The organism is Roseovarius sp. W115 (genome assembly GCF_032842945.2).
Classification (GTDB): Bacteria; Pseudomonadota; Alphaproteobacteria; order Rhodobacterales; family Rhodobacteraceae; genus Roseovarius; species Roseovarius rhodophyticola.
Genome location: NZ_CP146606.1, coordinates 1,090,410 through 1,110,549, shown reverse-complemented (window position 1 = coordinate 1,110,549; position 20,140 = coordinate 1,090,410). Strand labels below are relative to the sequence as shown.

Here is a 20,140-nt window from a genome sequence, read left to right as displayed (position 1 = left end):
GAGAGGTGCGATGAAGTTCAGTATTCAGTTGTCGGCGGATTACCCGGATAAAACCTATGGCGGGGACCGGGTCTATGCCGACATGCTCGATCAGGCGCGGCTGGCCGACAGGCTGGGTTTTGATGCGGTCTCGCTGACTGAACATCACCTGATGAATTGCCTGATGATGCCCGCTCCCTTGCAGTTTGCGGTGCATATCGCCGGGCAAACCCAACAAATCCGGATCATGACCTCGGTCGTGGTTTTGCCCCTGCATGACATGCGGTCCTATGCTGGTGAGGTGGTCGTGGCCGACATCTTTACCGAAGGGCGGCTGATGCTTGGCGTTGGCCGGGGCGCGTTCAAATATGAGATGGAGCGTTTGGGCGTGCCGATGGACGAAACCCGCGCCCGGTTCGATGAATCGCTCGACGTGCTACAGGCGCTTTTGACCAAGGAAGAGGTGAGCTGGGACGGGCAGTATTACCAATTCCCACCACTCACCATCATGCCCCGCCCGGTGCGCCCCATTCAGATGATGATGGCCGTTATGAATCCCGAGGGCATCTATCACTGCACCAAACGTGGCTTTCACATTCAGACCACGCCGCTCTCGGGCAATCATCAGCTTTTGATCGATCAAGTGAGCGCCTTCACCCGCGCTAAGGAGGAGATGGGGGCGGCTGGTACTGGGCTGACGCTTAGCCTCTCTCGCGTCGCGCATCTGGCACGGAATGAGGCCGAGAAGCAGCGCAAGATTAAGGCGGCGCATACCTACTATGGCCGGTTCGACAATGTCTTCACCGGCCCGGGCACGGTGCAAAACGGCATGATCGAGGAACTGCCCTGCGCCACGCCGATGGACGAGCTGGGCGAGAGCCTTCTCATCTGCACTCCGCAAGAGATGATCGACAAGCTCGCCCCCTATGCCGAACTGGGTGTGGACCGGGTGATCCTCAACGTGAATTTCGGGCTGGCAGCACAGGATACATTGGACACGATCCAGATGTTTGCTGAAGAGGTCATGCCCGCCTTTGAAGCACAGGTAGCCGCACAATGAACAACGCAATTGACTGCGCATACACAGTTGAAGGCAGCGGCCCGCCGCTCTTTCTCATCCACGGCATCGGGGCCGCACGCGATACCTGGCGCAAGGCGCTTCCCGTTCTCACGCCGCATTTCACCGTGGTGACCTATGATCTGCGCGGACATGGCGCGTCACCTATGCCAGATGGCGAATTTGGTCTTGATGAGCTGGTGAATGACCTTGAACGCGTCCGCGAACGCACCGGGTTTGAGCAGGCGCATTTCGCGGGCCACTCGCTGGGTGGCATGATCGGCCCGGCCTATGCGCGGCGGTTCCCCGACAGGGTCTTGTCGCTGGGCTTGCTCTCGACCGCCGCCTTCCGCACCGAGGAAGACAGCACCAAGGTCTGGGCCGTGGTCAAGGCCATGGAGGATAAAGGCATCCCGCAGGTTCTGGGCACCCTGACGGACCGCTGGTTCACTGATGCGTTCATCGCCGAGCATGGCGATGTGGTGGAGCGCCGTCTGGCGCAGGTGATTGGCACGGATGCAGAGGTGTTCCTCAACGTCTTTCGCATCTACGCAGGCACCGAGATGTCCCCCTGGCTGCACGAAGTCACAGCGCCCTCACTGGTGCTGACCGGCGAAAACGACGGCGGCTGCAACCCGCGCCTGAACCGGCTGATCGACGCGGCCCTGCCGACGTCAGAGCTGGTGATTCTGGAGGGGTACAAACATTCGCTGTTGCTGGAAGCCGGGGACGTGGTCGCGCGGCATATCGTGGAGTTTGTGAAGAAGTTGGAGGCGTAGGCCGGGATTTCATCCCGGCATATCCAACTCATCGATTGGCGGGTGGAACCCCGCTCTACCGCAAAAAATTTAACCGGACTTTTCACTCCTCCGCGCGGAATCAAGGGCCGAAGGCCCGCAGCGCAATCGCCAGACCGCCACATCGGGCTGGCGATTGGTTGACGTAAGCAAAGCAATCAAAAAGTGTACAGACTGGGCTGGCATAAAGTGCCTTGAACCACCGATGGCTCGCCACCCCGCAGTCTGGCCTCGCACGTTCTTGGGCGCATTTTGCTACGCTCTCAACCCCCGCCACAGCCTCCACAAACCGCGCAATCTCATCCTCGGTGTTATAGTAATGCACCGACGCCCGGGCAAGATAGTCAATCCCGCGCGGACCCAGATCAAGCTGCGCGCTGGTGCGGTTTGAGACAGAGATATTCATGCCCTGCGCGTGCAGCTGGGCGGTAATCTCCTGTGGCGTCACGCCCTCCTTGGTGAAGGTCACGATCCCGCATTTGCGGGTGCCGAGGTCCTGCACCGTCACACCCGACACATCACCAAGTGCTGCGCGCAGCGTCGCGCCAAGTTCCTCCACCCGCGCCTCAATCGCAGGCAGGCCGACAGCGCGCGCATATCCCACCGCCGCACCGAGCCCAATCTGCCCGGCCACAAACCGTTCCCAGTTTTCAAAGCGCAGCGCGTCAGGGGCCAGCTCATAGGTGTCCGCACTGGTCCACGTGGCCGAGAAGAGATCAATGAAGGGCGGCTCAAGCTCCGCAATCAGCCCCTGACGCACATAAAGAAACCCTGTCCCGCGCGGCCCGCGCAGGTATTTCCGCCCCGTGCCCGAGAGCATGTCACAGCCCAGCTTGTCCACATCCAGGTCAATCTGCCCTGCCGACTGACACGCATCGAGCAGGTAGAAAAGCCCATGTTCTTTCGCAACCTTGCCCACCTCCGCAGCCGGGTTCACCAACCCGCCCTGCGTCGGCACATGCGTCAGCGCAATAAGCCGCGTCTTGGGTCCAATAAGCCCCGCAATCGCATCCACATCCACCTGACCACTGGCATCCGACGGGATAAGGTCAATCTCAAGCCCCCGCCGCTTGGCCTGCAGCATGAGACCCAGATAATTCGACACATATTCCGATGCGTGCGTCAGAATGCGGTCGCCGGGTTCCAACGGCAGGCTGAAAAACGCCATGTCCCAGGCGCGCGTGGCGTTCTCGATGAAGGCTATCTCACCCGGTTTGGCATTCAGCAGACCCGCCATCTGCGCATAAAACGCAGCACACGCCTCTTTCGCGGCATCATGCGCCTCATACCCCCCAATCCGCGCCTCAAGCTCCAGATGCCCAATGAGCGCATCTTGCACAGGCTTTGGCATCAGCCCTGCACCTGCATTGTTGAAATGCAGCACAGTCTCACAAGTGGGCGTGTCGGCGCGCAGGCGGGTGATATTGAGGGTCATGCACTAGTCCTTCTTACCCACATTCTCGGCAAAGGATTTATCAAACGCCTTCTTCTGATCATCCGTCGCTTCGGTCTGATAATTGGTTTTCCACTCATCCATGGTCATGCCGTAAAAGGTCTCACGCGCCTCGTCTTTCGACATCTCAATGCCACGATCATTCGCGGCCTCCTGATACCAGCGGCTCAGGCAATTCCGGCAGAACCCGGCCAGGTTCATCATGTCAATGTTCTGCACATCGGTGCGCTTTTCCATAAGATGTTCGCGCAAGGTGCGAAAGGCAGCTGCCTCAAGTTCAATGCGGGTCTGGTCGTCCATATCGGTCATCTCCTTCACCTAAAGCATACGCTTGATATAGGGCTGCTGAATGTCATCCAAACGCACCGTCAGGCTTCCGACATCCGCCAGATGCGCCTCCAGCGTGCTCAGAATAAGCTGTGCCAACTCCATGCGCATCTCATCGCTGCGCCCGGGCAAGAGTAAAAGCGTGGCATGGGCAAAGCTTTGCGGTTCAACCCCGATACGGCTTGCGTTGGCCGCAATCGTGCGGGTGCGCACGGTATCGGGGGCAGTAATCGCAGGATGCGCCGCGAACTTGTCCCACAAGTCATCGCAAAGCGCCTGAAGATCATGGCTGTCTTCCAGCCCCTTGGAATGTTCAATAATGATATGTGGCATAGTGTATTCTCCTCGCGCGATTAGGGGCAAACCCACCTCTGGACGCAACCGAAATCTGCTTGCGCTGCCTGACTAAAGCCCGGCACATTCCGCCGCCGCTTCCAGCATCGGCGCAAGCCGGTTGGCCCAGGCGACCTGATCCTCGGGGCTTTCGATAAGATCATTACGCAACTCCAGAAGCGCGTTGGGCCGCTGAAATGCAATCGCGTGCCGGGCAATCGCATCGCCGGGCAGATGGCCGGAATAGGGTTCATTGGCCCCGACACAGATGTCCGCCTCTGCCTCCAGCCGGGCGATCAGAGGATCAGTGAGACGCGTGTCAGCAGCATAGAGCACGCCCACATGCCAGGGTCGGGGGTGTTGGCCACGAAGCTGACGGGTGAAGCTATGAACAGCGACGATGATCGTGTCGTCCTGACGTGCTGCCAGCTCGGCCAAAGCTGTATGATAGGGCCGATAACACCGATTGAGCCGCTGGTTCAATTCGGCTTCGTCGATATGCCGGTTGCCTGGGATAATCGTGCCATCATAAAGCTTCATCACCAAGGTTGGATCGTCTTCGCCCCGGTTGGGATCAATGACCAGACGCGAGAAATTCGACGTGATGCAAGGCGCGCCAAGCGCCTCGGCCAGCGCAAGCGACACGCCAGCGGCACCGGGGTCAAAGGCAATATGGCGACCCATATCCACGGCCGAGAGACCCAGTGTGCCACCGCCAACAAAGCTGGGTACGGTGTTGGTGGCATGATCGCAGGTCACAAGCCAACGCGATGCGCGCTCTGCTCCGGTGATGTAATATGGGTGATACGTCATCGTGGTGTTGTGCCTCTGACCGACGCTCTAGACCAGAAGCGAAGGAAAGGGAATTGCACAAAAATCACGTGACATTGTTAGCGATAACGACATATAGAGACCCGCGCACTGGGACAGGACAAACATGAGACGCCACCGTAACGTGAAAATCGTGGCCACGCTGGGGCCAGCCTCGGAAACCTATGAGACCATCAAGGCACTGCATGAAGCCGGCGCAGATGTGTTTCGGCTTAATATGAGCCATGGCACACATGACTCGATCCGCGAAAAGCATGAGATCATCCGCAAGCTGGAGGCCGATCTGGACAGTCCGATTGCCATTCTTGCGGATCTTCAAGGGCCAAAGCTGCGCGTGGGCGAGTTTGCCAATGGCGAAGAAGAGTTGGTCGAAGGCGCGTCGTTCCGCATGGATCTGGATGACAAACCCGGCACGGTTGACCGCGTAAACCTGCCGCATCCCGAGATTTTTCAAGCGCTGGAACCTGGTGCTACGTTACTGGTGAACGACGGTAAAATCCGGTTAAAGGTCAAATCCTGTGGACCCGAATTTGCAGATACCGAGGTGATCACGGGCGGCACGATTTCTAACCGCAAGGGCGTCAATGTGCCTGATGTGGTCCTGCCTCTGGCCGCTTTGACAGACAAGGATCGCGAAGACCTGGAATTTGCCTGTTCCTTGGGTGTCGATTGGCTCGCGCTCAGTTTTGTACAGCGGCCGCGGGATGTGATCGAGGCCAGCGCGCTGGTGCGTGACCGGGCGGCCATCATGGTGAAGATTGAAAAGCCAGCGGCGGTCACAGATTTTGACGCCATTCTCGAAGAAGTCGACGGCATCATGGTCGCGCGCGGCGACCTGGGTGTTGAACTGCCTGTTCAGAACGTCCCGCCTTTGCAAAAGCGCATGGTGCGCAAGTGTCGTGCGGCGGCCAAGCCCGTGATCGTTGCGACGCAAATGCTGGAATCCATGATCGAAAGCCCAATGCCGACGCGTGCCGAGGTCTCGGATGTGGCAACGGCGATCTACGAAGGCGCCGATGCGATCATGCTTTCGGCGGAATCAGCCGCCGGTGACTATCCGGTTGAGGCCGTCACAACGATGGACAACGTGGCACGTGAGGTTGAAAGCGATCCGACCTATCGCGAAGTGATCGAAGCCTCGCGCCGGGCCGAACGCATGTCTGTCGCGGATGGCATTGTCGCCGCAGCTCGTGAGATTGCGGAGACAACCGATATCAAGGTAATCTGCTGTTTCACCCAATCCGGGACAACTGCACTTCTGACTGCCCGAGAACGTCCGCGCGTGCCGATCATCGGCATGACCAATATGCGTGACACGGCGCGTCGTCTCGCACTGACCTGGGGCGTGAATTGCGTCATGACCCCACAACTCACGCGGTTCAAAATGGCGGTGGTTAATGCGGCCAAAGCCGCGCGCAATCTGGGCTATGCGGAAGAAAACGATCAGATCGTCGTGACGGCGGGTGTGCCTTTCAACGTACCGGGGACAACAAACATCTTGCGCGTAGCCCCTTGTGAAGAAAGCTTAATTTATTCATCTGACCCTGAGTAAACTGCGCTATACTACCTTATCGAGTAGATAAGGAGGTTCAGCAAAATGGATCCCGACCTGATATTCACGATTGGTATTGTCCTGGGGGTGTTTTCCCTTCCTGCTATGCTGTCAGCCTTTTCCGAAAGACGCGCACCGCGTGTGGCGGCTTTCACGGTAATTGTCGCTGGAATGATGGTGCTTTGGGCGGTGCGTGAGAATCCGGGGCGTTATTCCCTTGGCGGCATTCCGGATGTTTTTGTGGAGGTGGTGGCGAAATACCTCACATGATCTGGTGCACTCGAAGCCAAGGTTGGCCTTCGTCCTCATGTCATGCCCGAATCCCTCTTGCCATGTCTGGCCTTGCGGCCTATACGGCACGCTCAGTCGCGCGTCCGGCCAATGTGGCATGCCGAGTCGCGTAAATGATGACCGACCTTTGAAGGAGCCGGAAATGCCCAAGATGAAGACCAAGTCGAGCTGCAAAAAGCGGTTCAAGGTGACAGCCAATGGCAAGATCAAGACCGCGCAAGCGGGCAAACGCCACGGCATGATCAAACGCAGCAACAAGTTTATCCGTAACGCACGGGGCACCACAGTGATGAGCGAGGCAGACGCCAAGATCATCAAGCCCATGATGCCCTATTCGCGCTGAGGAGTTTGAGACATGTCGAGAGTTAAAGGTGGAACCGTCACCCACGCCCGTCACAAGAAAGTCGTCAAGGCCGCCAAAGGCTATTACGGCCGTCGCAAGAACACCTTCAAGGTGGCGCGCCAGGCCGTCGACAAAGCCAATCAATATGCGACACGCGACCGCAAGAACCGCAAGCGGAACTTCCGCGCATTGTGGATCCAGCGGATCAACGCTGCTGTGCGCGCCCATGACGAAGCGCTGACCTATTCGCGCTTTATCAATGGCCTGACACTCGCTGGTGTTGAAGTGGACCGCAAGGTTCTGGCCGATCTGGCCGTACATGAGCCGGCCGCGTTCGCCGCGATCGTAGATCAGGCAAAAGGTGCTCTGACCCAATAGACGCCGGTCGCACGAGGGACAATGAAGACGCCGTTGGTTACCGCCGACGGCGTCTTTGCTTTTTCGGGTTTTGACCCAGTTCACAGAATTCAAAATGCTGCCCCATTTTCATCGCATTTGCGTGCCAATGGTTAACTCGCGTCCGGAAAACAGGACGTCGAGCAAGAAAATGGGTGTGAGACAATGGTTCGGACAACCGTTCAAACTGACCGCGACGAGGGCAAGCTGAGTGAAAAGGCCCTGCGCCTTTTGGCAGCACATGACCGAGAGGTCGAAAATCGCCAGAAACAAGACGCTGCGCCTGCCAACGCCTAAGGATCGCTTCCGCACTGGTGCCAGGGCAAACATTGCCCTAACGTTTCGCCAGGATGGATCACAAAGAATTTGTAAATCACATGTCGGGCGACGTCCTGGCACAGCTGAACCAGCTGGATGATAGCGCAGGGTTGCGTCATCTTTCTGTGCATTTTGGGCTGATCCTTTTCCTTGCCCTTTGGATTGCACTGGGCTGGCCCCTTTGGTGGGTGATGATCGTCCCACTTGGGATTGCCATCTGCTTTCTGTTCACGCTCCAGCACGAGTGCACACACAAGACCCCCTTCGCCACGCCTTGGATGAACGAATGGGTTGGACGCATGTCTGGCCTCCTGATCCTGCAGCCCTTCGAGTGGTTCCGATATTTCCACCTGGCGCATCACAAATACACCAATGATCCTGAAAAAGACCCCGAGCTTTTGTCCGGGGCCAAGCCAGAAACGTGGCAGGCCTATCTGAGGCATGTGAGTGGTTTGCCGTTTTGGTGGGCCATGGCGGGACAGACCATAAAGAATGCCACCGGCCACGGTTCCGGCTCTTACATTCCAGACCGCGCCAAACCGCGCATTATGCGCGAAGCGCGCTGGATGCTGGCGATCTATGCTGTGGCGGGCGTCAGCCTGTTTTTCACGCCGCTGCTCTTTTGGATCTGGATCCTGCCCTGTCTGCTGGGCCAGCCCTTCCTAAGGCTTTACCTTCTGGCCGAACATGGCCGCTGCGCCTTCGTGGCGGATATGTTCCAGAACACGCGAACGACCTACACGAACCGCTTCATCCGGTTTTTGGCCTGGAATATGCCTTACCATATTGAGCATCACAGCCTGCCGCAGGTGCCATTTCACAAGCTGCCGGACCTTCATAACCACATGCAGGGGCACCATAAGGTGACATCGGATGGCTATTCGGCCTTCACACGCGAATATGTGCAAGGTCTGCACTAGGTGAACACTTGACGGATCGCACGAAGTTCTCAGAAGACCTTATCGCACACATGCCAGACGGCATGACCATGCCGCCTATCTTGGTTCAGACAATGGATTGGCTAGAGGCCCATGGTGGACGGCAATTGGAATGGGATGGGCAGGCGCTGGATTTCGAACGGCAATCTGTGGCGCTGTATCCTGTTGCAGAGTGGGACAAGCCGGGCACAAGCCTCGCGGCTTTTGGATACTACGGCCCTTTTTCTCTCAACGGAACACAGCCCCCTGTCGCAGACGAAGACAAACGCGTGTTCCTGTTTTTGCGCACAGGCGGAGACGGCTCGTATGCCGGGTTCTGGCTGGATGAGACCGGCAAACAGTGGATTGTGCATTACGGATCAGGGTCCGGTTCGGATTGGTGGGGTGTGATCTCTGATGATCCTGTGGACCTCCTAAAGCTGATCACGATTGGCTATGACGAGCCTGCGTTTCGGGAAATGCATGGCAAAACCGTCCAGGAAGCCACTTTGGAAACGGCGGGTGTCGACAGCCTTTATGAGCTGGCGCACATCATGGCCGAAGCACAGAGCGCAGGCATTGAAGACCCCGAAGACTTCCACCGCTCCAAGGAAACGCTGGCCAAAGAGTTCGCAGCCAAGCTGGAACGTGGGGATCCAATTGCCGGGGACTTGGGACAACCTCATCCGCCTTTGGCGTTTCAAAACTTCCTGAAATCTGAGTTTGGGATCGAGACGCCTAAACGCGCATCAGATGTCCTAACGCTCTTGCCAGAAGAGGAAGACCCGTTTGCCCAGTGGCTGCAAGAAACACAGCCGCCGCCAAGCCCAGAAGAGCTTGCGCGGATTGAAGAGATGGCGCGGGAGGCCAAGAAACTCGGGGCAGAGTTCAACAGGGACATCACTGGAGAACAACGGTCCCTAACGGATCGTCTCAAAGGCTGGTTTCGACGATAACCCAACGCTGGCTTGCGCTGAGCCGTTAAGCGGGGTAACTCCACCTCACCAAAATTCAGGTGCATGACATGGACGATCTGAGAGACAAATACCTTTCTGCCATTGCTGCCGCAGGCGACGAAGCCGCGTTGGAAGACCTGCGCGTGCAGGCCGTGGGCAAGAAGGGTGAAGTTGCGCTTCAGATGCGCGAGCTGGGCAAGATGACGCCCGAAGAGCGGCAGGTCATGGGGCCGAAGCTCAATGCGCTCAAGGATGAGATCAACTCGGCTCTGGCGGCCAAGAAAGTGGCGCTCGAAGATGCCGCGCTCGATGCGCGCCTGCGAGAAGAGTGGCTCGATGTCACATTACCGTCACGCCCGCAACGTCAAGGGACCATTCACCCCATCAGCCAGGTGACCGAGGAAGTCACCGCGATTTTCTCCGACATGGGCTTTTCCGTCGCCGAAGGCCCGCAGATCGAAAGCGACTGGTTCAATTTCGACGCGCTCAATATCCCCTCGCACCATCCGGCCCGCGCAGAGATGGATACGTTCTATACCCACCGCGCCGAGGGTGATGATCGCCCGCCACATGTGCTGCGCACCCACACCTCACCGGTGCAAATCCGCGCGATGCAGGCGCAGGGCGCGCCCATTCGGGTGATCGCGCCGGGTCGCGTCTACCGCGCGGATTATGACCAGACCCACACGCCCATGTTCCATCAGGTCGAGGGACTGGCCATCGACAAAGACATTTCCATGGCCAACCTGAAATGGGTGCTGGAAGAGTTCGTGAAATCCTTCTTCGAAGTGGACGCCGTCGAGCTGCGCTTCCGCGCCTCGCACTTCCCCTTCACCGAACCCTCCGCTGAGGTCGATATCCGCTGTTCCTGGGAAGGCGGCACGCTCAAGATTGGCGAAGGGGATGACTGGCTGGAAATACTGGGATCCGGCATGGTCCACCCCAAAGTGTTGGAAGCGGGCAACATTGACCCAACGCAATGGCAGGGCTTTGCCTTCGGCGTCGGCATCGACCGCATCGCCATGCTGAAATACGGCATCCCCGACCTGCGCGCGTTTTTCGACAGCGACCTGCGCTGGCTGCGGCATTATGGATTTGCCGCGCTGGATGTGCCGACCCTACACGGTGGGTTGTCGCGGTAAGGCGGCAACTGGAACGCTCTGGCAAGAAAGAGGTGGGTTAAAAACCCACCCTACGCTAAGCTGTCTGGGTAAGGAGACCCCATGCCCCTCATCCAACTCGTCTACGCCTCGCAGCCCTTTGGCTTTGACGAGGCAATGCTGGCGGGCATCCTGCTCGATGCGCGGCGCTGCAATGAGCGGGACGACATCACCGGTGCGCTGATTGTCAGGCGGGATCTGTATCTTCAGCTGCTTGAGGGCCCGCAAAAGGATGTGACGGCTTGTTACGCGCGCATTTGCCGGGATGATCGGCATATTGAGCCGAAAAAGCTTGTGCAACGCAGCATCAAGACCCGGCTCTTTCCGGGGTGGGCCATGCTGGATGACCCCGCACAATCCTGGGTCTGGAGCATGGACGACGTGCGCGCAGGCGCCATTGATGAGACCACGGATGACGAGGTTCTGGGCTTTTTCAACCGTTTGGCCGCAGAGCGCGTGACCTCCTTTCCCAAGAAGTAACAGAGAGTTACGCATTCGTGACATGACATCGCGACAGGCGTGGTTATCTTCCGGCTCAAACTGTTACGGAGCTTGCCCATGCGTCGCCTTCTGGCATCCTTACTGCTGTGTCTTGGCCTGCCGGCTTTTGCCGCAACTCAATCAGAGACATGTCACGCGCAAGTGCCCTGTGAACTGGGCGACCGATCCTATCACGTGCTGGAACCGGACGGATGGGACGGCAAAACGCCTCTTCCGGTTCTTTTGCATTTCCATGGCTGGCAACGGCAAGGCACGCTGATCGTCAAGCACGGACGTATCGCAGCGGCGACGCGCAAACGTGGCGTGCTCTTGGTCGCCCCCAATGGCGCGCGCAAGACCTGGGATTTCTGGCACCCTGGCACACCCGACGTGGATTTTGGCCGGTCTGTACTGAAAGACATCAAAGCGCGCTATCCGATCGATGAAACCCGTGTTTATGTCTCCGGCTATAGCTGGGGCAGCAACATGGCCTGGCGCTTTGTGTGCGAGGATGGCGCAGACGTGACCGCCTTGCTCGCCATCTCAGGCGTGCTCGACCAATCCGAAGACTGCAGCACAGCCCCGGGTGAAGTGCGCCAGGTGTATGGCCTGAAGGATACAGTGCTGGAATTTCCCTACGGTCCCGGTGGCGACACAACCTACCCTGTGCAGCTCTGGCGGGAGCGTCTGGGTTGCAGCCCTGAAGGGCAAGAGGCCGGGGAATGGCGCATCACCAAGCATGATCTTTTCACCAAAACGGTTTGGAATGACTGTGAAATGGGTCGCGTTTCACTTGATATTCATCCGCGAGGGCATTTCATCCCAAGAGGATGGATTGCGCGCCAGTTGGACGATTTGCTGGGGTTGCCGCAATCCTATCCCTGAGATGTCGCGCGTTTGATAGCCGCGCCTGTAATTTATGTGTGCTCTGTTGCCAGAACCAGGGACCAAGGCACTCATGACCCATATCGTTATTTTCGAAGGAAATTCACCAGCGCGCGTGGCACGTGGTTTGGGTGCCGCGGAGGCGTTCAGGCGTGTTTTTACGACCTTTGATCCATCCGTCACATGTGTTGTGAAATCGCCCTTCGAGAAACCAGTTCGCGCAGAAGATTTTGACGGCGTCGACGGTGTGGTCTTTACGGGATCCGGCGAGGACTGGCGTGTGGATGACCCACAGGTTGCCTGCCAAAGAGAGGCTATGTCCCTTGCCTTGACTGCGGGTCGTCCGATTTGGGGAAGCTGCAATGGCATGCAATTGGCCGCTTTGATGTTGGGCGGGGAATGCGGGGCTTCACCCAATGGGGTTGAAGTGGGACTGGCACAAAACGTCCATTTGACCCAGGAGGGTGCGTGCCACCCCATGATGTCAGGCCGTCGCTCTGGATTTTCCGTGCCATGCATTCATCGCGACGAGGTGCAAACCCTCCCACGTGGCGCAGTTTTGCTCGCGGGAAATGCTCATTCGCCGGTTCAGGCGTTCTGTTACGACCAAGACGGTGTTGATGTGTGGGCGGTGCAATATCATCCGGAATTGCAGCCATATGAGATCGCCGATTGCCTGAGGGCGCGTGGCGGTCAAGATCAAGATAGCCTTCTGACGCGCGACTTGGACGCCGCTGAACAAGACGCACTTGCCGCGGCGCGACTGGGTGGTTCTCCGAAGGATTTGGAGGTGACATCTCGCGCACGGGAAATTGGCAACTGGCTCGACCACGTAAAGGCGCAATAGCTTCGGTCATACGCGACTTGACTTGGCACTTTTGCCAGCCCACCCTTTTCATGAAGGAGAGCTGCCATGAAAGACCAATCCGCGGATAACTTTACGCTCAGGGCGCGCAGAGATGGAGGGGGAACCCCACAACTGAACGCGTGGGGGGCGAATTCCGACTACGGAACCCTGCGCTCGGTGCTTTTGGGGCCGATTGAGAACTACAAGTGGCTGCAAACCTCATCGGTCTCCAAGAAAACCCTTCGCCGGGGCGTCCCGTTTGATGTAAGCGTAGCCAAGCGCCAGCACGCCGAGATGGTCAGCGCCTATCAAAGCGCGGGTGTCGAGGTGCACACCCATACCCCTGATCCCCATCTGCATTATCAGGTCTATGCGCGCGACAGCTCGGTTATGACGCCCTTTGGCGCGATCATCACGCACATGGCCCAGTGGTGGCGACGCGGAGAGAATTTCCGTGCGATTGAAACCTACCAGTCGCTCGGCATCCCGATATACGATTTTGTCACAGCCGGCACGTTTGAGGGCGGGGATTTCAACGTCATTGAACCGGGCTGCGTTTTGATCGGCTGGGAAGGTGATGAAGGGCGCACGCAAGAACAGGGCGCGAAACAGGTCGCAGGCTGGATGGAGGCCGAAGGCTGGGAAGTGAAACTGGCCGACATCGATCCATTCTACGTGCATATCGATCTGATGGTGGTGATGCTGGCGCCGAAACTGGCGGCGGTCTGCACGGATTGTACCGATCCCGAAGTGGTCGATTGGCTGCGCGCCAAAAAGATCGAGATTGTCGAGGTGCCGTTTCAGGAAACCATCGCGCTAGGCTGCAACGTCGTGGCACTGGGCGACGACCGGGTGCTCTTGCCTGAAGGCTCCAAAACGCTGAAAGACAAGCTCAAGGCGCTTGGGTTTGAGATTTTTGACCCTGATCTGAGCATGATCACGCAAGGCGGCGGAGGCGTGCATTGCATGTGCCAGAGCCTGATCCGCGATCCCGTGTGAACGATCCGGCTCAAAGGCGTGGCTGCGCCACACAGGTTTGCGTGAATGGGGGCCAGCCCCCAAACCCCCGGGATATTTTCGGCAAGAAGAAATGAGAGCGCTTGGTCTTTTGACATTGCTGTTGGTGCCCTTGGCCACCCTGGCCTCAGCGCATGCATCAGAGCAGGGGTTCGTGCTTCTGTTGCCCACGGATATTTACATCATGGCTGGTGTTGCCACCGTGGCTTTGACCGTTGTGGTCCTTGCACTTCTACCAGCCAAGGCAGGACACGCAGTGTTTCGCTGTTTGTCGGTGGCCCCTGTTCCGTCGCTGGGCCTGCGGCATGTCACCAGCCTGTTCTCAACGCTACTTCTGGGCTCCTTGGTCTGGCGCGGTTTTACCGGGTCGGGTGATCCCTTGTCGAACCCGATGCCGTTATTCGTATGGACGGTCTGGTGGGTGGGGCTTGTATCTTTGCAAGGTCTTGTCGGCAACCATTGGCGATGGACCAACCCTTGGACCGGCATTGCGACTTTGCTGGCGAAGGCAACCGGGCTGCGGGCACCGTTTCGCTATCCGCGCAAGCTCGGGCATTGGCCGGGGGTTGTCATTTTCCTCGGGTTTGCCGCGTTCCTGTTGACCGATCCAGCACCAGCCGATCCTGCTCGGCTGGCTGCATTCGCAGGGTTCTATTGGTACACAGCGCTCTTGGGCGTGGTGCTCTTCGGGCCTGCCTGGTTGGTGCGGGGCGAGGCGCTGACCCTGTTGATGCGCGCCTATGGGCGTATGGGGCTGTTGGGGCGCGCAAGGGGCCGATTGGCCTTTGGCCTTTGGGGCTGGCAGGTTCTTGCAAGACCCGCACCGGCGCTTGGATTGGCTGTGCTGATGGTGGTTCTGTTGGGCACTGGCAGCTTTGACGGGCTGAATGAGACCTTCTGGTGGTTGGGCTTACTGGGCATCAATCCATTGGAATTCCCCGGACGTTCGGTCGTGGTGACGCAAAACCTGATCGGGTTGGTGCTGTCCAATCTGGCGCTTCTGCTTGCTTTTGCCCTCTGCCTTTGGTTGGGAGAGCGGCTGGCGGGTATGCGGCGCCCATTGCGAGAGGTGTTTTGCCTCTACGCGCCGTCGATCCTGCCGATCGCGCTGGGCTATCACATCGCTCACTATCTGACCTCCTTCATGGTAGACGGCCAATACGTGATCAAAATCGTCAACGACCCGCTGGGCCATGGCACGGCATTGCTGGGCCTAGAGGATTTCTATGTCACGACCGGGTTCTTCAACACGCCCGGCACGGTCAAGGCCATCTGGCTGAGCCAGGCCGGAGCCGTTGTCATCGGCCATGTTGTCGCGATCCTTCTGGCCCATGCGCTGGCCATGCGCAGCGGAGTGGATACGCGACGCGCCTTGTTGGGGCAGGCCCCTCTTGCGGCGTTCATGGTGGCCTATACATTCTTCGGCCTTTGGCTCCTGGCCTCACCACGTGGGCTGTAAAACACTGGACAAACGCGGCTTTGCTTCGCAGGATCAAGCCAAGAGGGCGTTGAACGGCCCCGAATTAGCACCAGGGAGACATTGTTATGACCAAGTTGATCAATGGAACAACGCGCCGCGGGGCGCTCAAGACCTTGGCCGGGGCCGCGGCGGGCGCAACGGCTCTGCCGCTTTGGGCACGTTACGCGCAGGCCTCAAGCTCCGAGCCCATCAAGATCGGCTTTCAACAGCACAGCACCGGCATAGGCGCGGCCTATGGGCGCTGGTACGGGCGGACCACGGAAGCGGCGGTGAAGCTGATCAATGAGGGCGGTGGTATCAACGGACGCATGATCGAATTGATCGCCGAAGATGATGGCACCGATCCCAAACGCGGCGCCGAAGTGGTCGAGAAATTCGCGACACAGCACAATTGCGATGTCGGCTTCGGCACGCTCTTCAGCCATGTCGTCATTGGATCTTCGCCACGTGCAGGAGAGCTGAAACTGCCCTATTTTGTGGTCTCTGAGGGCCACCATGTCGCCTCAGGCATGCTCAACCGCTACACGCTACAGCCGGGCATCACGGATGTGAAAAGCCAGGTGCAGGCGATGGCCCCCTATGTGTCGGAAAATTTGGGCAAGAAGGTCACGATGATCTTCCCCGACTTTGCCTTTGGTCATGATCACCGTGACTTCTTCTCGGCGGCGATTGAAGCGCAGGGCGGTGAGGTTCTGGAAAAGATCGCCATCCCGCCAACTGAGACCTCCTTCACCAAATACTTCCCGCAGATACCGCGCGAAACCGAGGTGCTCTACCACGTGATGGTCGGCCCGGCTGTTCTGACCTTTGTGAAGGAACTGGGTGAATTCTTCGGCCCCTCAAGTCCGGCAATCTTCGGATTTATCGACAGCCTGGAGGCCGTGGATATCGCCAGCCCGGGTCTGGAGTTCCTGGAAGGCACGTATTTCTGGGAAGGAAATCCGCGCTATGCGCAGGCCGATCAGACAGAGCATGATAAATTCTTCCGCGCGGCTGTGGGTGTCGATGACAACGGAGCTTCAGTGAGCGATCCGACGGATGTGTCAACCTATGCTCATATGTTTGGCTGTTGGGAGACTTTGCACGTGATCAAACATGGCATGGAGAATTCCGGATATCAGGGACCGGGCGACCGCGCCAAACTGATCGAGGCGGTGGAGGCTTTGTCCGACATGCCAGAAGGACGCGCGCACCCCCAAGGAGCCAAGGTATTCAACGGCAAGACGCATCAGGTCTTTGGGCATCAATATATCAGCCGCGTGGAAGAAGGGAAACTCGTGCGGGTTCATACGACGTCTATCGAAGACACGCTCTATCCCGATGAAGTGGATTACACCGCGCAACCTCTTTGACCCCCTAAAGCGCTTGTCGAACCGGTGCATCGGCATCGGTTCCGACGCGCGGAGTGACGCCTGGTGCTGATCTAGCGATGGAATTTGGACCTCACCTTTTGCTGGCCACGCTCGAAGGCGCGGTTACGGCCGCCGTTCTGGCACTGACGGCGGTGGGCCTCAGCCTTGTGTTCGGTGTTATGCGCGTGGTCAACATCGCCCATGGTGAGTTCTACATGCTGGGGGCGGTGATCGCCTGGTATGTGGCGCATATGATGGGCGGGCACCCGGCCTTGGGGTTCTTCGCAGCGCTGGTTCTGGCCCCGCTGCTGGTCGGGGCAATAGCGGTTTTGGCAGACATCACCATCCTCAAGCGCCTCGATTATGATCCCGAGCGCACCATCGTGGCCACGATTGGTCTGCTCTATATCATCCAGCAACTCACCCTGATGACCTACGGCCCCGAGGCGCGCCCGGTCGAGGCCCCGTTCAACACTCGTATCGCGCTTCCGTGGTTTGAATGGGGCGAAGACGGGTTTCAGTTTTACTACCCCTGGGGCCTGTCGACGACATCTTATAAACTTGCGGTAATCGGTGCCGCGGCCGCAGTGCTATTGGGCGTCTGGGCGATGATGGCACGCACCAAGATCGGCCTCCTGATGCGCGCAACGCAAGCCGACCGCGACATGGCGCTGGCCTTTGGGATCCCGGTGGAACGGGTCTATGCGGTGGTCTTTGGCATCGGTGCTGGGCTGGCGGCGTTGGGTGCGGTCCTGATCGTGCCCATCCAACAAGCGCATTACCTGATGGGCGCCGACCCGCTCTTGCTGGCCTTTATCGTGGTGATCATCGGTGGATTGGGAAGCCTGCCCGGCACGGTCCTGGCGGCATTGTTCATTGGCCTGTCGGACGGCATCATCTCGGTCTTCTTCTCGCCCACACTGGCCAAAATCCTGGCGACGTTGCTGGTCGGGCTCGTACTCGTCTGGCGGCCTCAAGGCCTCTTTGGGACTCGCACCGCATGAGCGCGTCAGGCCGAGTCATCGCTCTGCATCTAGGGCTGCTCGTGCTGCTCTTTGCGCTGCAATTCATACTGCCCGCCTATCATCACGGCAATCTGGCGCGGATCATGGTGTTGGCCACCTATGCGGTGGGCTACAACATCCTCTTTGGTTACACAGGGCTGCTGAGCCTCGGCCATGCGCTTTTCTTTGCGGCGGGTATGTATGGCATGGGCCTCACGATCCAGCATATGGGCTTCACGCCTGCGCCTGCGTTGATCGTCGGCATTCTGGCCGGTGCTCTGGTGTCGGGCGCTTTGGCGCTTCTGGCGCTGCGCACGGTGGGCGTGTCTTTCATGATCGTGACCCTCATGTTCGCGCAGGCGGGCTATCTCACAGTGCTCTACTTCGGCGAATACACCCGCGGCGACGAAGGCTTTGTCATCCAACAGGCACAGCGCATCCTTTGGGGCATTGACCTCAGCAACGCCACCAATCGCTATTTCGCCGCCTGGGCGCTCTTTTCGGTGTCCTTCATCGTGTCGCTCTGGCTGGTTCGAAGCCCCTTTGGTCGCACGCTTGTCGCCATCCGCGAAAACGAAGAGCGCGTGCGCATGCTGGGCTATGACACCTTTAAACATAAACTCGCAGCTATGGTCATTTCCGGCACAATATCGGCGGCGGCAGGGGCGTTTTACGGGCTGCTCTTTGGCTATGCGGGGGCCAGCTTTGCCTCGGTGCAATATTCGATCTTCCCGCTCCTGTGGGTGCTCCTGGGAGGGGCTGGCACAGTGCTGGGTCCGTTTGTCGGCACGCTCTTCATGTTCTACCTCATCGACCTCAGCTCTGGCGTGACCTCGGCCTATCTGCTGATCGCCGGTCTGGCGCTGGTACTCTTGACGCTTTTCGCGCCGCAAGGCCTCACCGGGGAACTGCGTCGACGCATCTGGAAGGATCTGCCATGACCCTTCTGTCGACGCGCGGGCTGAGCAAATCATTTGATGGGCTTCAGGCCGTCACGAATGTCGATTTTGACCTGCCCCAGGGCGAAGTGCGCGCGTTGATTGGGCCCAATGGCGCTGGCAAAACAACGCTGGTTGGCATGATCTGCGGACGCATTGAACCCACGTCTGGTCGCGTTCAGTTTGATGGTCAGGATATCACCAGCCTTCCAGCCCATGCCCGGATCATGCGTGGCATGGCCTACACGTTTCAGATCACATCAGTCTTTGCCCGGCTGCCCGTCACCGAAAACGTGGCGCTCGCTGCGCGGCGGAGGTTGACCGGAGGCGCAGTGGACAGCGCTGTGGAGAATGCACTTGCGCGCGTGGGGCTGACTGATGAGGCACATGAAGAGGCGGGCAACCTCAGCTACGGCCACCAGCGGCTCTTGGAAATTGCCATGGGCCTCGCGCAATCACCCCGCCTGTTGATCCTGGATGAGCCAACACAGGGGCTTTCCGAAGGGGAAATTGACGATTTCAAAGCGCTGATCCGGGAATTGGCAGGCGATACCACAATCCTGCTGATTGAACACAACATGAATGTGGTCATGGAAACCGCTGATCAGGTCAGTGTGCTCAACTTCGGCGAAATCCTGGCCGAGGGCACGCCGCAGGAAATTCACGAAAATGACGCCGTGCAGGCCGCTTATCTGGGGACCGGGTGATGCTTGAACTTCGCAAGATCAACTCCGGCTATGGCGCGGCTCAGGTGCTGCGGGATGTGTCCTTGTCGGTGGCACCCGGTGAAATCCTCTGTCTCATGGGGCGTAACGGGGCGGGCAAAACCACCACGATGCAGACCATCATGGGGCTGCGTCCGCTCATGTCCGGTGAGATTTTGCTGGACGGCAAGGATGTGGGCACATTGCCGCCCCATGAGGTGCCCCGCGCCGGGATTGGATATATTCCTCAAGGAAGACGGCTGTTCTCAGGGTTGAGCGTGGCGCAGAACCTCGAAGTCGGGCTTCAGGTGCGCAATTCGGGCAAGGCAGTGCTGGACGAGGTGCTGGAGCTTTTCCCGCGTTTGCGCGAACGTATGGACCAACCGGCGCAGACCCTCTCGGGCGGGGAGCAGCAAATGCTGGCCACGGCCCGCGCTTTGTGCATTGAACCCAAAGTGTTGTTGCTCGATGAACCAACCGAAGGGCTGCAACCCTCAATGATCGAAGCCATCCGTCAGGTGGTTGTCAAAATGCGCGAGGCCGGGGTGGCGATCCTCCTGGTGGAACAGCGGATTGAGGCGGTTCTGTCCGTGGCGGACCGCGTTGCATTTATCGAAAACGGACGCAACGGAGAGACCATGTCAGTGGAAGCCCTGCGCGCGGAGCCTTCCATTATCGAACGGTATGTGGGCGTCTGACGATGGAAATTGAGTATTTGGAGAA

General features: G+C 58.6%; 24 protein-coding genes. 20 read left to right on the top strand and 4 right to left on the bottom strand.

The annotated features are described in order from the left end of the window. Window positions 1-10: 10 nt before the first annotated feature. Both RZS32_RS05705 and RZS32_RS05700 read left to right on the top strand, forming a co-directional pair. The gene (locus RZS32_RS05705) at window positions 11-1,039 is read left to right on the top strand and encodes an LLM class flavin-dependent oxidoreductase (protein WP_317056060.1); all 1,029 of its coding nucleotides are present in this window, start codon (window positions 11-13) and stop codon (window positions 1,037-1,039) included. Beyond that, window positions 1,036-1,815, top strand: coding sequence for an alpha/beta fold hydrolase (locus tag RZS32_RS05700; protein WP_317056059.1), 780 nt, complete (start codon window positions 1,036-1,038; stop codon window positions 1,813-1,815). Before RZS32_RS05705 ends, RZS32_RS05700 begins: the two co-directional genes overlap by 4 nt. A 100-nt stretch (window positions 1,816-1,915) precedes the next feature. On the opposite strand, the gene RZS32_RS05695 is transcribed toward RZS32_RS05700, so the two are convergent. The 4 genes from RZS32_RS05695 to RZS32_RS05680 form a co-directional block, all read right to left on the bottom strand. Next, on the bottom strand, window positions 1,916-3,268 hold the full coding sequence (locus RZS32_RS05695) for an aminotransferase class V-fold PLP-dependent enzyme (RefSeq protein ID WP_317056058.1): 1,353 nt from the start codon (window positions 3,266-3,268) through the stop codon (window positions 1,916-1,918). Between the two features lie 3 nt (window positions 3,269-3,271). Then, on the bottom strand, window positions 3,272-3,586 hold the full coding sequence (locus RZS32_RS05690; RefSeq protein WP_317056057.1) for a DUF1244 domain-containing protein: 315 nt from the start codon (window positions 3,584-3,586) through the stop codon (window positions 3,272-3,274). 18 nt (window positions 3,587-3,604) lie between these two features. After that, window positions 3,605-3,946: a 5-carboxymethyl-2-hydroxymuconate isomerase gene (locus tag RZS32_RS05685; RefSeq protein ID WP_317056056.1), complete on the bottom strand. Its 342-nt coding sequence runs from the start codon at window positions 3,944-3,946 to the stop codon at window positions 3,605-3,607. A gap of 72 nt (window positions 3,947-4,018) precedes the next feature. Then, a complete protein-coding gene (locus RZS32_RS05680; protein ID WP_317056055.1) occupies window positions 4,019-4,759 on the bottom strand; it encodes an N-formylglutamate amidohydrolase in 741 nt (246 codons plus the stop codon). 124 nt (window positions 4,760-4,883) lie between these two features. On the opposite strand from RZS32_RS05680, the gene pyk reads away from it, so the two are divergent. The 18 genes from pyk to RZS32_RS05590 all read left to right on the top strand — a co-directional run bounded on the left by pyk (window position 4,884) and on the right by RZS32_RS05590 (window position 20,115). Next, complete coding sequence (gene pyk / locus RZS32_RS05675) at window positions 4,884-6,329, top strand: pyruvate kinase (protein WP_317056054.1); 1,446 nt, start codon at window positions 4,884-4,886, stop codon at window positions 6,327-6,329. A 45-nt stretch (window positions 6,330-6,374) separates the two neighbouring features. Beyond that, window positions 6,375-6,599 carry a hypothetical protein gene (locus RZS32_RS05670; protein WP_317056053.1) on the top strand — a complete coding sequence of 75 codons (225 nt, stop codon included), beginning with the start codon at window positions 6,375-6,377 and terminating at the stop codon, window positions 6,597-6,599. Between the two features lie 163 nt (window positions 6,600-6,762). Continuing rightward, a complete protein-coding gene (rpmI, locus tag RZS32_RS05665; protein WP_317056052.1) occupies window positions 6,763-6,963 on the top strand; it encodes a 50S ribosomal protein L35 in 201 nt (66 codons plus the stop codon). Between the two features lie 12 nt (window positions 6,964-6,975). Further along, complete coding sequence (gene rplT, locus RZS32_RS05660; protein ID WP_317056051.1) at window positions 6,976-7,341, top strand: 50S ribosomal protein L20; 366 nt, start codon at window positions 6,976-6,978, stop codon at window positions 7,339-7,341. 183 nt (window positions 7,342-7,524) lie between these two features. Next, the gene (locus tag RZS32_RS05655) at window positions 7,525-7,656 is read left to right on the top strand and encodes a hypothetical protein (RefSeq protein WP_317056050.1); all 132 of its coding nucleotides are present in this window, start codon (window positions 7,525-7,527) and stop codon (window positions 7,654-7,656) included. Window positions 7,657-7,736: 80 nt separating this feature from the next. After that, complete coding sequence (locus RZS32_RS05650) at window positions 7,737-8,597, top strand: fatty acid desaturase (RefSeq protein ID WP_339106836.1); 861 nt, start codon at window positions 7,737-7,739, stop codon at window positions 8,595-8,597. Between the two features lie 8 nt (window positions 8,598-8,605). Then, window positions 8,606-9,550: a hypothetical protein gene (locus tag RZS32_RS05645; RefSeq protein ID WP_317056048.1), complete on the top strand. Its 945-nt coding sequence runs from the start codon at window positions 8,606-8,608 to the stop codon at window positions 9,548-9,550. Between the two features lie 68 nt (window positions 9,551-9,618). Further along, entirely contained in the window at window positions 9,619-10,692 is a 1,074-nt protein-coding gene (gene pheS / locus RZS32_RS05640; protein ID WP_317056047.1) for a phenylalanine--tRNA ligase subunit alpha, read from the top strand. An 81-nt stretch (window positions 10,693-10,773) separates the two neighbouring features. Then, window positions 10,774-11,190 carry a BLUF domain-containing protein gene (locus RZS32_RS05635; protein WP_317056046.1) on the top strand — a complete coding sequence of 139 codons (417 nt, stop codon included), beginning with the start codon at window positions 10,774-10,776 and terminating at the stop codon, window positions 11,188-11,190. Between the two features lie 78 nt (window positions 11,191-11,268). Next, window positions 11,269-12,075, top strand: a complete 807-nt coding sequence (locus tag RZS32_RS05630) for an alpha/beta hydrolase family esterase (RefSeq protein ID WP_317056045.1) — start codon at window positions 11,269-11,271, stop codon at window positions 12,073-12,075. A gap of 73 nt (window positions 12,076-12,148) precedes the next feature. Next, window positions 12,149-12,922, top strand: coding sequence for a type 1 glutamine amidotransferase (locus RZS32_RS05625; protein WP_317056044.1), 774 nt, complete (start codon window positions 12,149-12,151; stop codon window positions 12,920-12,922). 66 nt (window positions 12,923-12,988) lie between these two features. After that, window positions 12,989-13,921: a dimethylarginine dimethylaminohydrolase family protein gene (locus RZS32_RS05620; protein ID WP_317056043.1), complete on the top strand. Its 933-nt coding sequence runs from the start codon at window positions 12,989-12,991 to the stop codon at window positions 13,919-13,921. A 91-nt stretch (window positions 13,922-14,012) separates the two neighbouring features. Further along, window positions 14,013-15,398 carry a hypothetical protein gene (locus tag RZS32_RS05615; protein WP_317056042.1) on the top strand — a complete coding sequence of 462 codons (1,386 nt, stop codon included), beginning with the start codon at window positions 14,013-14,015 and terminating at the stop codon, window positions 15,396-15,398. 86 nt (window positions 15,399-15,484) lie between these two features. Beyond that, a complete protein-coding gene (locus RZS32_RS05610; protein WP_317056041.1) occupies window positions 15,485-16,771 on the top strand; it encodes an ABC transporter substrate-binding protein in 1,287 nt (428 codons plus the stop codon). 77 nt (window positions 16,772-16,848) lie between these two features. Continuing rightward, window positions 16,849-17,775, top strand: a complete 927-nt coding sequence (locus RZS32_RS05605) for a branched-chain amino acid ABC transporter permease (protein ID WP_317056040.1) — start codon at window positions 16,849-16,851, stop codon at window positions 17,773-17,775. Continuing rightward, the gene (locus tag RZS32_RS05600; RefSeq protein ID WP_317056039.1) at window positions 17,772-18,716 is read left to right on the top strand and encodes a branched-chain amino acid ABC transporter permease; all 945 of its coding nucleotides are present in this window, start codon (window positions 17,772-17,774) and stop codon (window positions 18,714-18,716) included. Before RZS32_RS05605 ends, RZS32_RS05600 begins: the two co-directional genes overlap by 4 nt. After that, window positions 18,713-19,420: an ABC transporter ATP-binding protein gene (locus RZS32_RS05595; protein ID WP_317056038.1), complete on the top strand. Its 708-nt coding sequence runs from the start codon at window positions 18,713-18,715 to the stop codon at window positions 19,418-19,420. Before RZS32_RS05600 ends, RZS32_RS05595 begins: the two co-directional genes overlap by 4 nt. Then, the gene (locus RZS32_RS05590; protein WP_317056037.1) at window positions 19,420-20,115 is read left to right on the top strand and encodes an ABC transporter ATP-binding protein; all 696 of its coding nucleotides are present in this window, start codon (window positions 19,420-19,422) and stop codon (window positions 20,113-20,115) included. The genes RZS32_RS05595 and RZS32_RS05590 overlap by 1 nt, the downstream gene beginning before the upstream one ends. The last annotated feature ends 25 nt before the right edge of the window (window positions 20,116-20,140 follow it).

Coding starts and splice junctions, on each gene's coding strand:
- RZS32_RS05705 (WP_317056060.1), top strand. CDS start 11: ATGAAGTTCAGTATTCAGTTGTCGGCGGATTACCCGGATAAAACCTAT.
- RZS32_RS05685 (WP_317056056.1), bottom strand. CDS start 3,946: ATGCCACATATCATTATTGAACATTCCAAGGGGCTGGAAGACAGCCAT.
- rpmI (WP_317056052.1), top strand. CDS start 6,763: ATGCCCAAGATGAAGACCAAGTCGAGCTGCAAAAAGCGGTTCAAGGTG.
- RZS32_RS05635 (WP_317056046.1), top strand. CDS start 10,774: ATGCCCCTCATCCAACTCGTCTACGCCTCGCAGCCCTTTGGCTTTGAC.
- RZS32_RS05695 (WP_317056058.1), bottom strand. CDS start 3,268: ATGACCCTCAATATCACCCGCCTGCGCGCCGACACGCCCACTTGTGAG.
- RZS32_RS05670 (WP_317056053.1), top strand. CDS start 6,375: ATGGATCCCGACCTGATATTCACGATTGGTATTGTCCTGGGGGTGTTT.
- pheS (WP_317056047.1), top strand. CDS start 9,619: ATGGACGATCTGAGAGACAAATACCTTTCTGCCATTGCTGCCGCAGGC.
- rplT (WP_317056051.1), top strand. CDS start 6,976: ATGTCGAGAGTTAAAGGTGGAACCGTCACCCACGCCCGTCACAAGAAA.
- RZS32_RS05590 (WP_317056037.1), top strand. CDS start 19,420: ATGCTTGAACTTCGCAAGATCAACTCCGGCTATGGCGCGGCTCAGGTG.
- RZS32_RS05690 (WP_317056057.1), bottom strand. CDS start 3,586: ATGGACGACCAGACCCGCATTGAACTTGAGGCAGCTGCCTTTCGCACC.
- RZS32_RS05595 (WP_317056038.1), top strand. CDS start 18,713: ATGACCCTTCTGTCGACGCGCGGGCTGAGCAAATCATTTGATGGGCTT.
- RZS32_RS05625 (WP_317056044.1), top strand. CDS start 12,149: ATGACCCATATCGTTATTTTCGAAGGAAATTCACCAGCGCGCGTGGCA.
- RZS32_RS05655 (WP_317056050.1), top strand. CDS start 7,525: ATGGTTCGGACAACCGTTCAAACTGACCGCGACGAGGGCAAGCTGAGT.
- RZS32_RS05605 (WP_317056040.1), top strand. CDS start 16,849: ATGGAATTTGGACCTCACCTTTTGCTGGCCACGCTCGAAGGCGCGGTT.
- RZS32_RS05700 (WP_317056059.1), top strand. CDS start 1,036: ATGAACAACGCAATTGACTGCGCATACACAGTTGAAGGCAGCGGCCCG.
- pyk (WP_317056054.1), top strand. CDS start 4,884: ATGAGACGCCACCGTAACGTGAAAATCGTGGCCACGCTGGGGCCAGCC.
- RZS32_RS05630 (WP_317056045.1), top strand. CDS start 11,269: ATGCGTCGCCTTCTGGCATCCTTACTGCTGTGTCTTGGCCTGCCGGCT.
- RZS32_RS05650 (WP_339106836.1), top strand. CDS start 7,737: ATGTCGGGCGACGTCCTGGCACAGCTGAACCAGCTGGATGATAGCGCA.
- RZS32_RS05600 (WP_317056039.1), top strand. CDS start 17,772: ATGAGCGCGTCAGGCCGAGTCATCGCTCTGCATCTAGGGCTGCTCGTG.
- RZS32_RS05610 (WP_317056041.1), top strand. CDS start 15,485: ATGACCAAGTTGATCAATGGAACAACGCGCCGCGGGGCGCTCAAGACC.
- RZS32_RS05680 (WP_317056055.1), bottom strand. CDS start 4,759: ATGACGTATCACCCATATTACATCACCGGAGCAGAGCGCGCATCGCGT.
- RZS32_RS05615 (WP_317056042.1), top strand. CDS start 14,013: ATGAGAGCGCTTGGTCTTTTGACATTGCTGTTGGTGCCCTTGGCCACC.
- RZS32_RS05620 (WP_317056043.1), top strand. CDS start 12,989: ATGAAAGACCAATCCGCGGATAACTTTACGCTCAGGGCGCGCAGAGAT.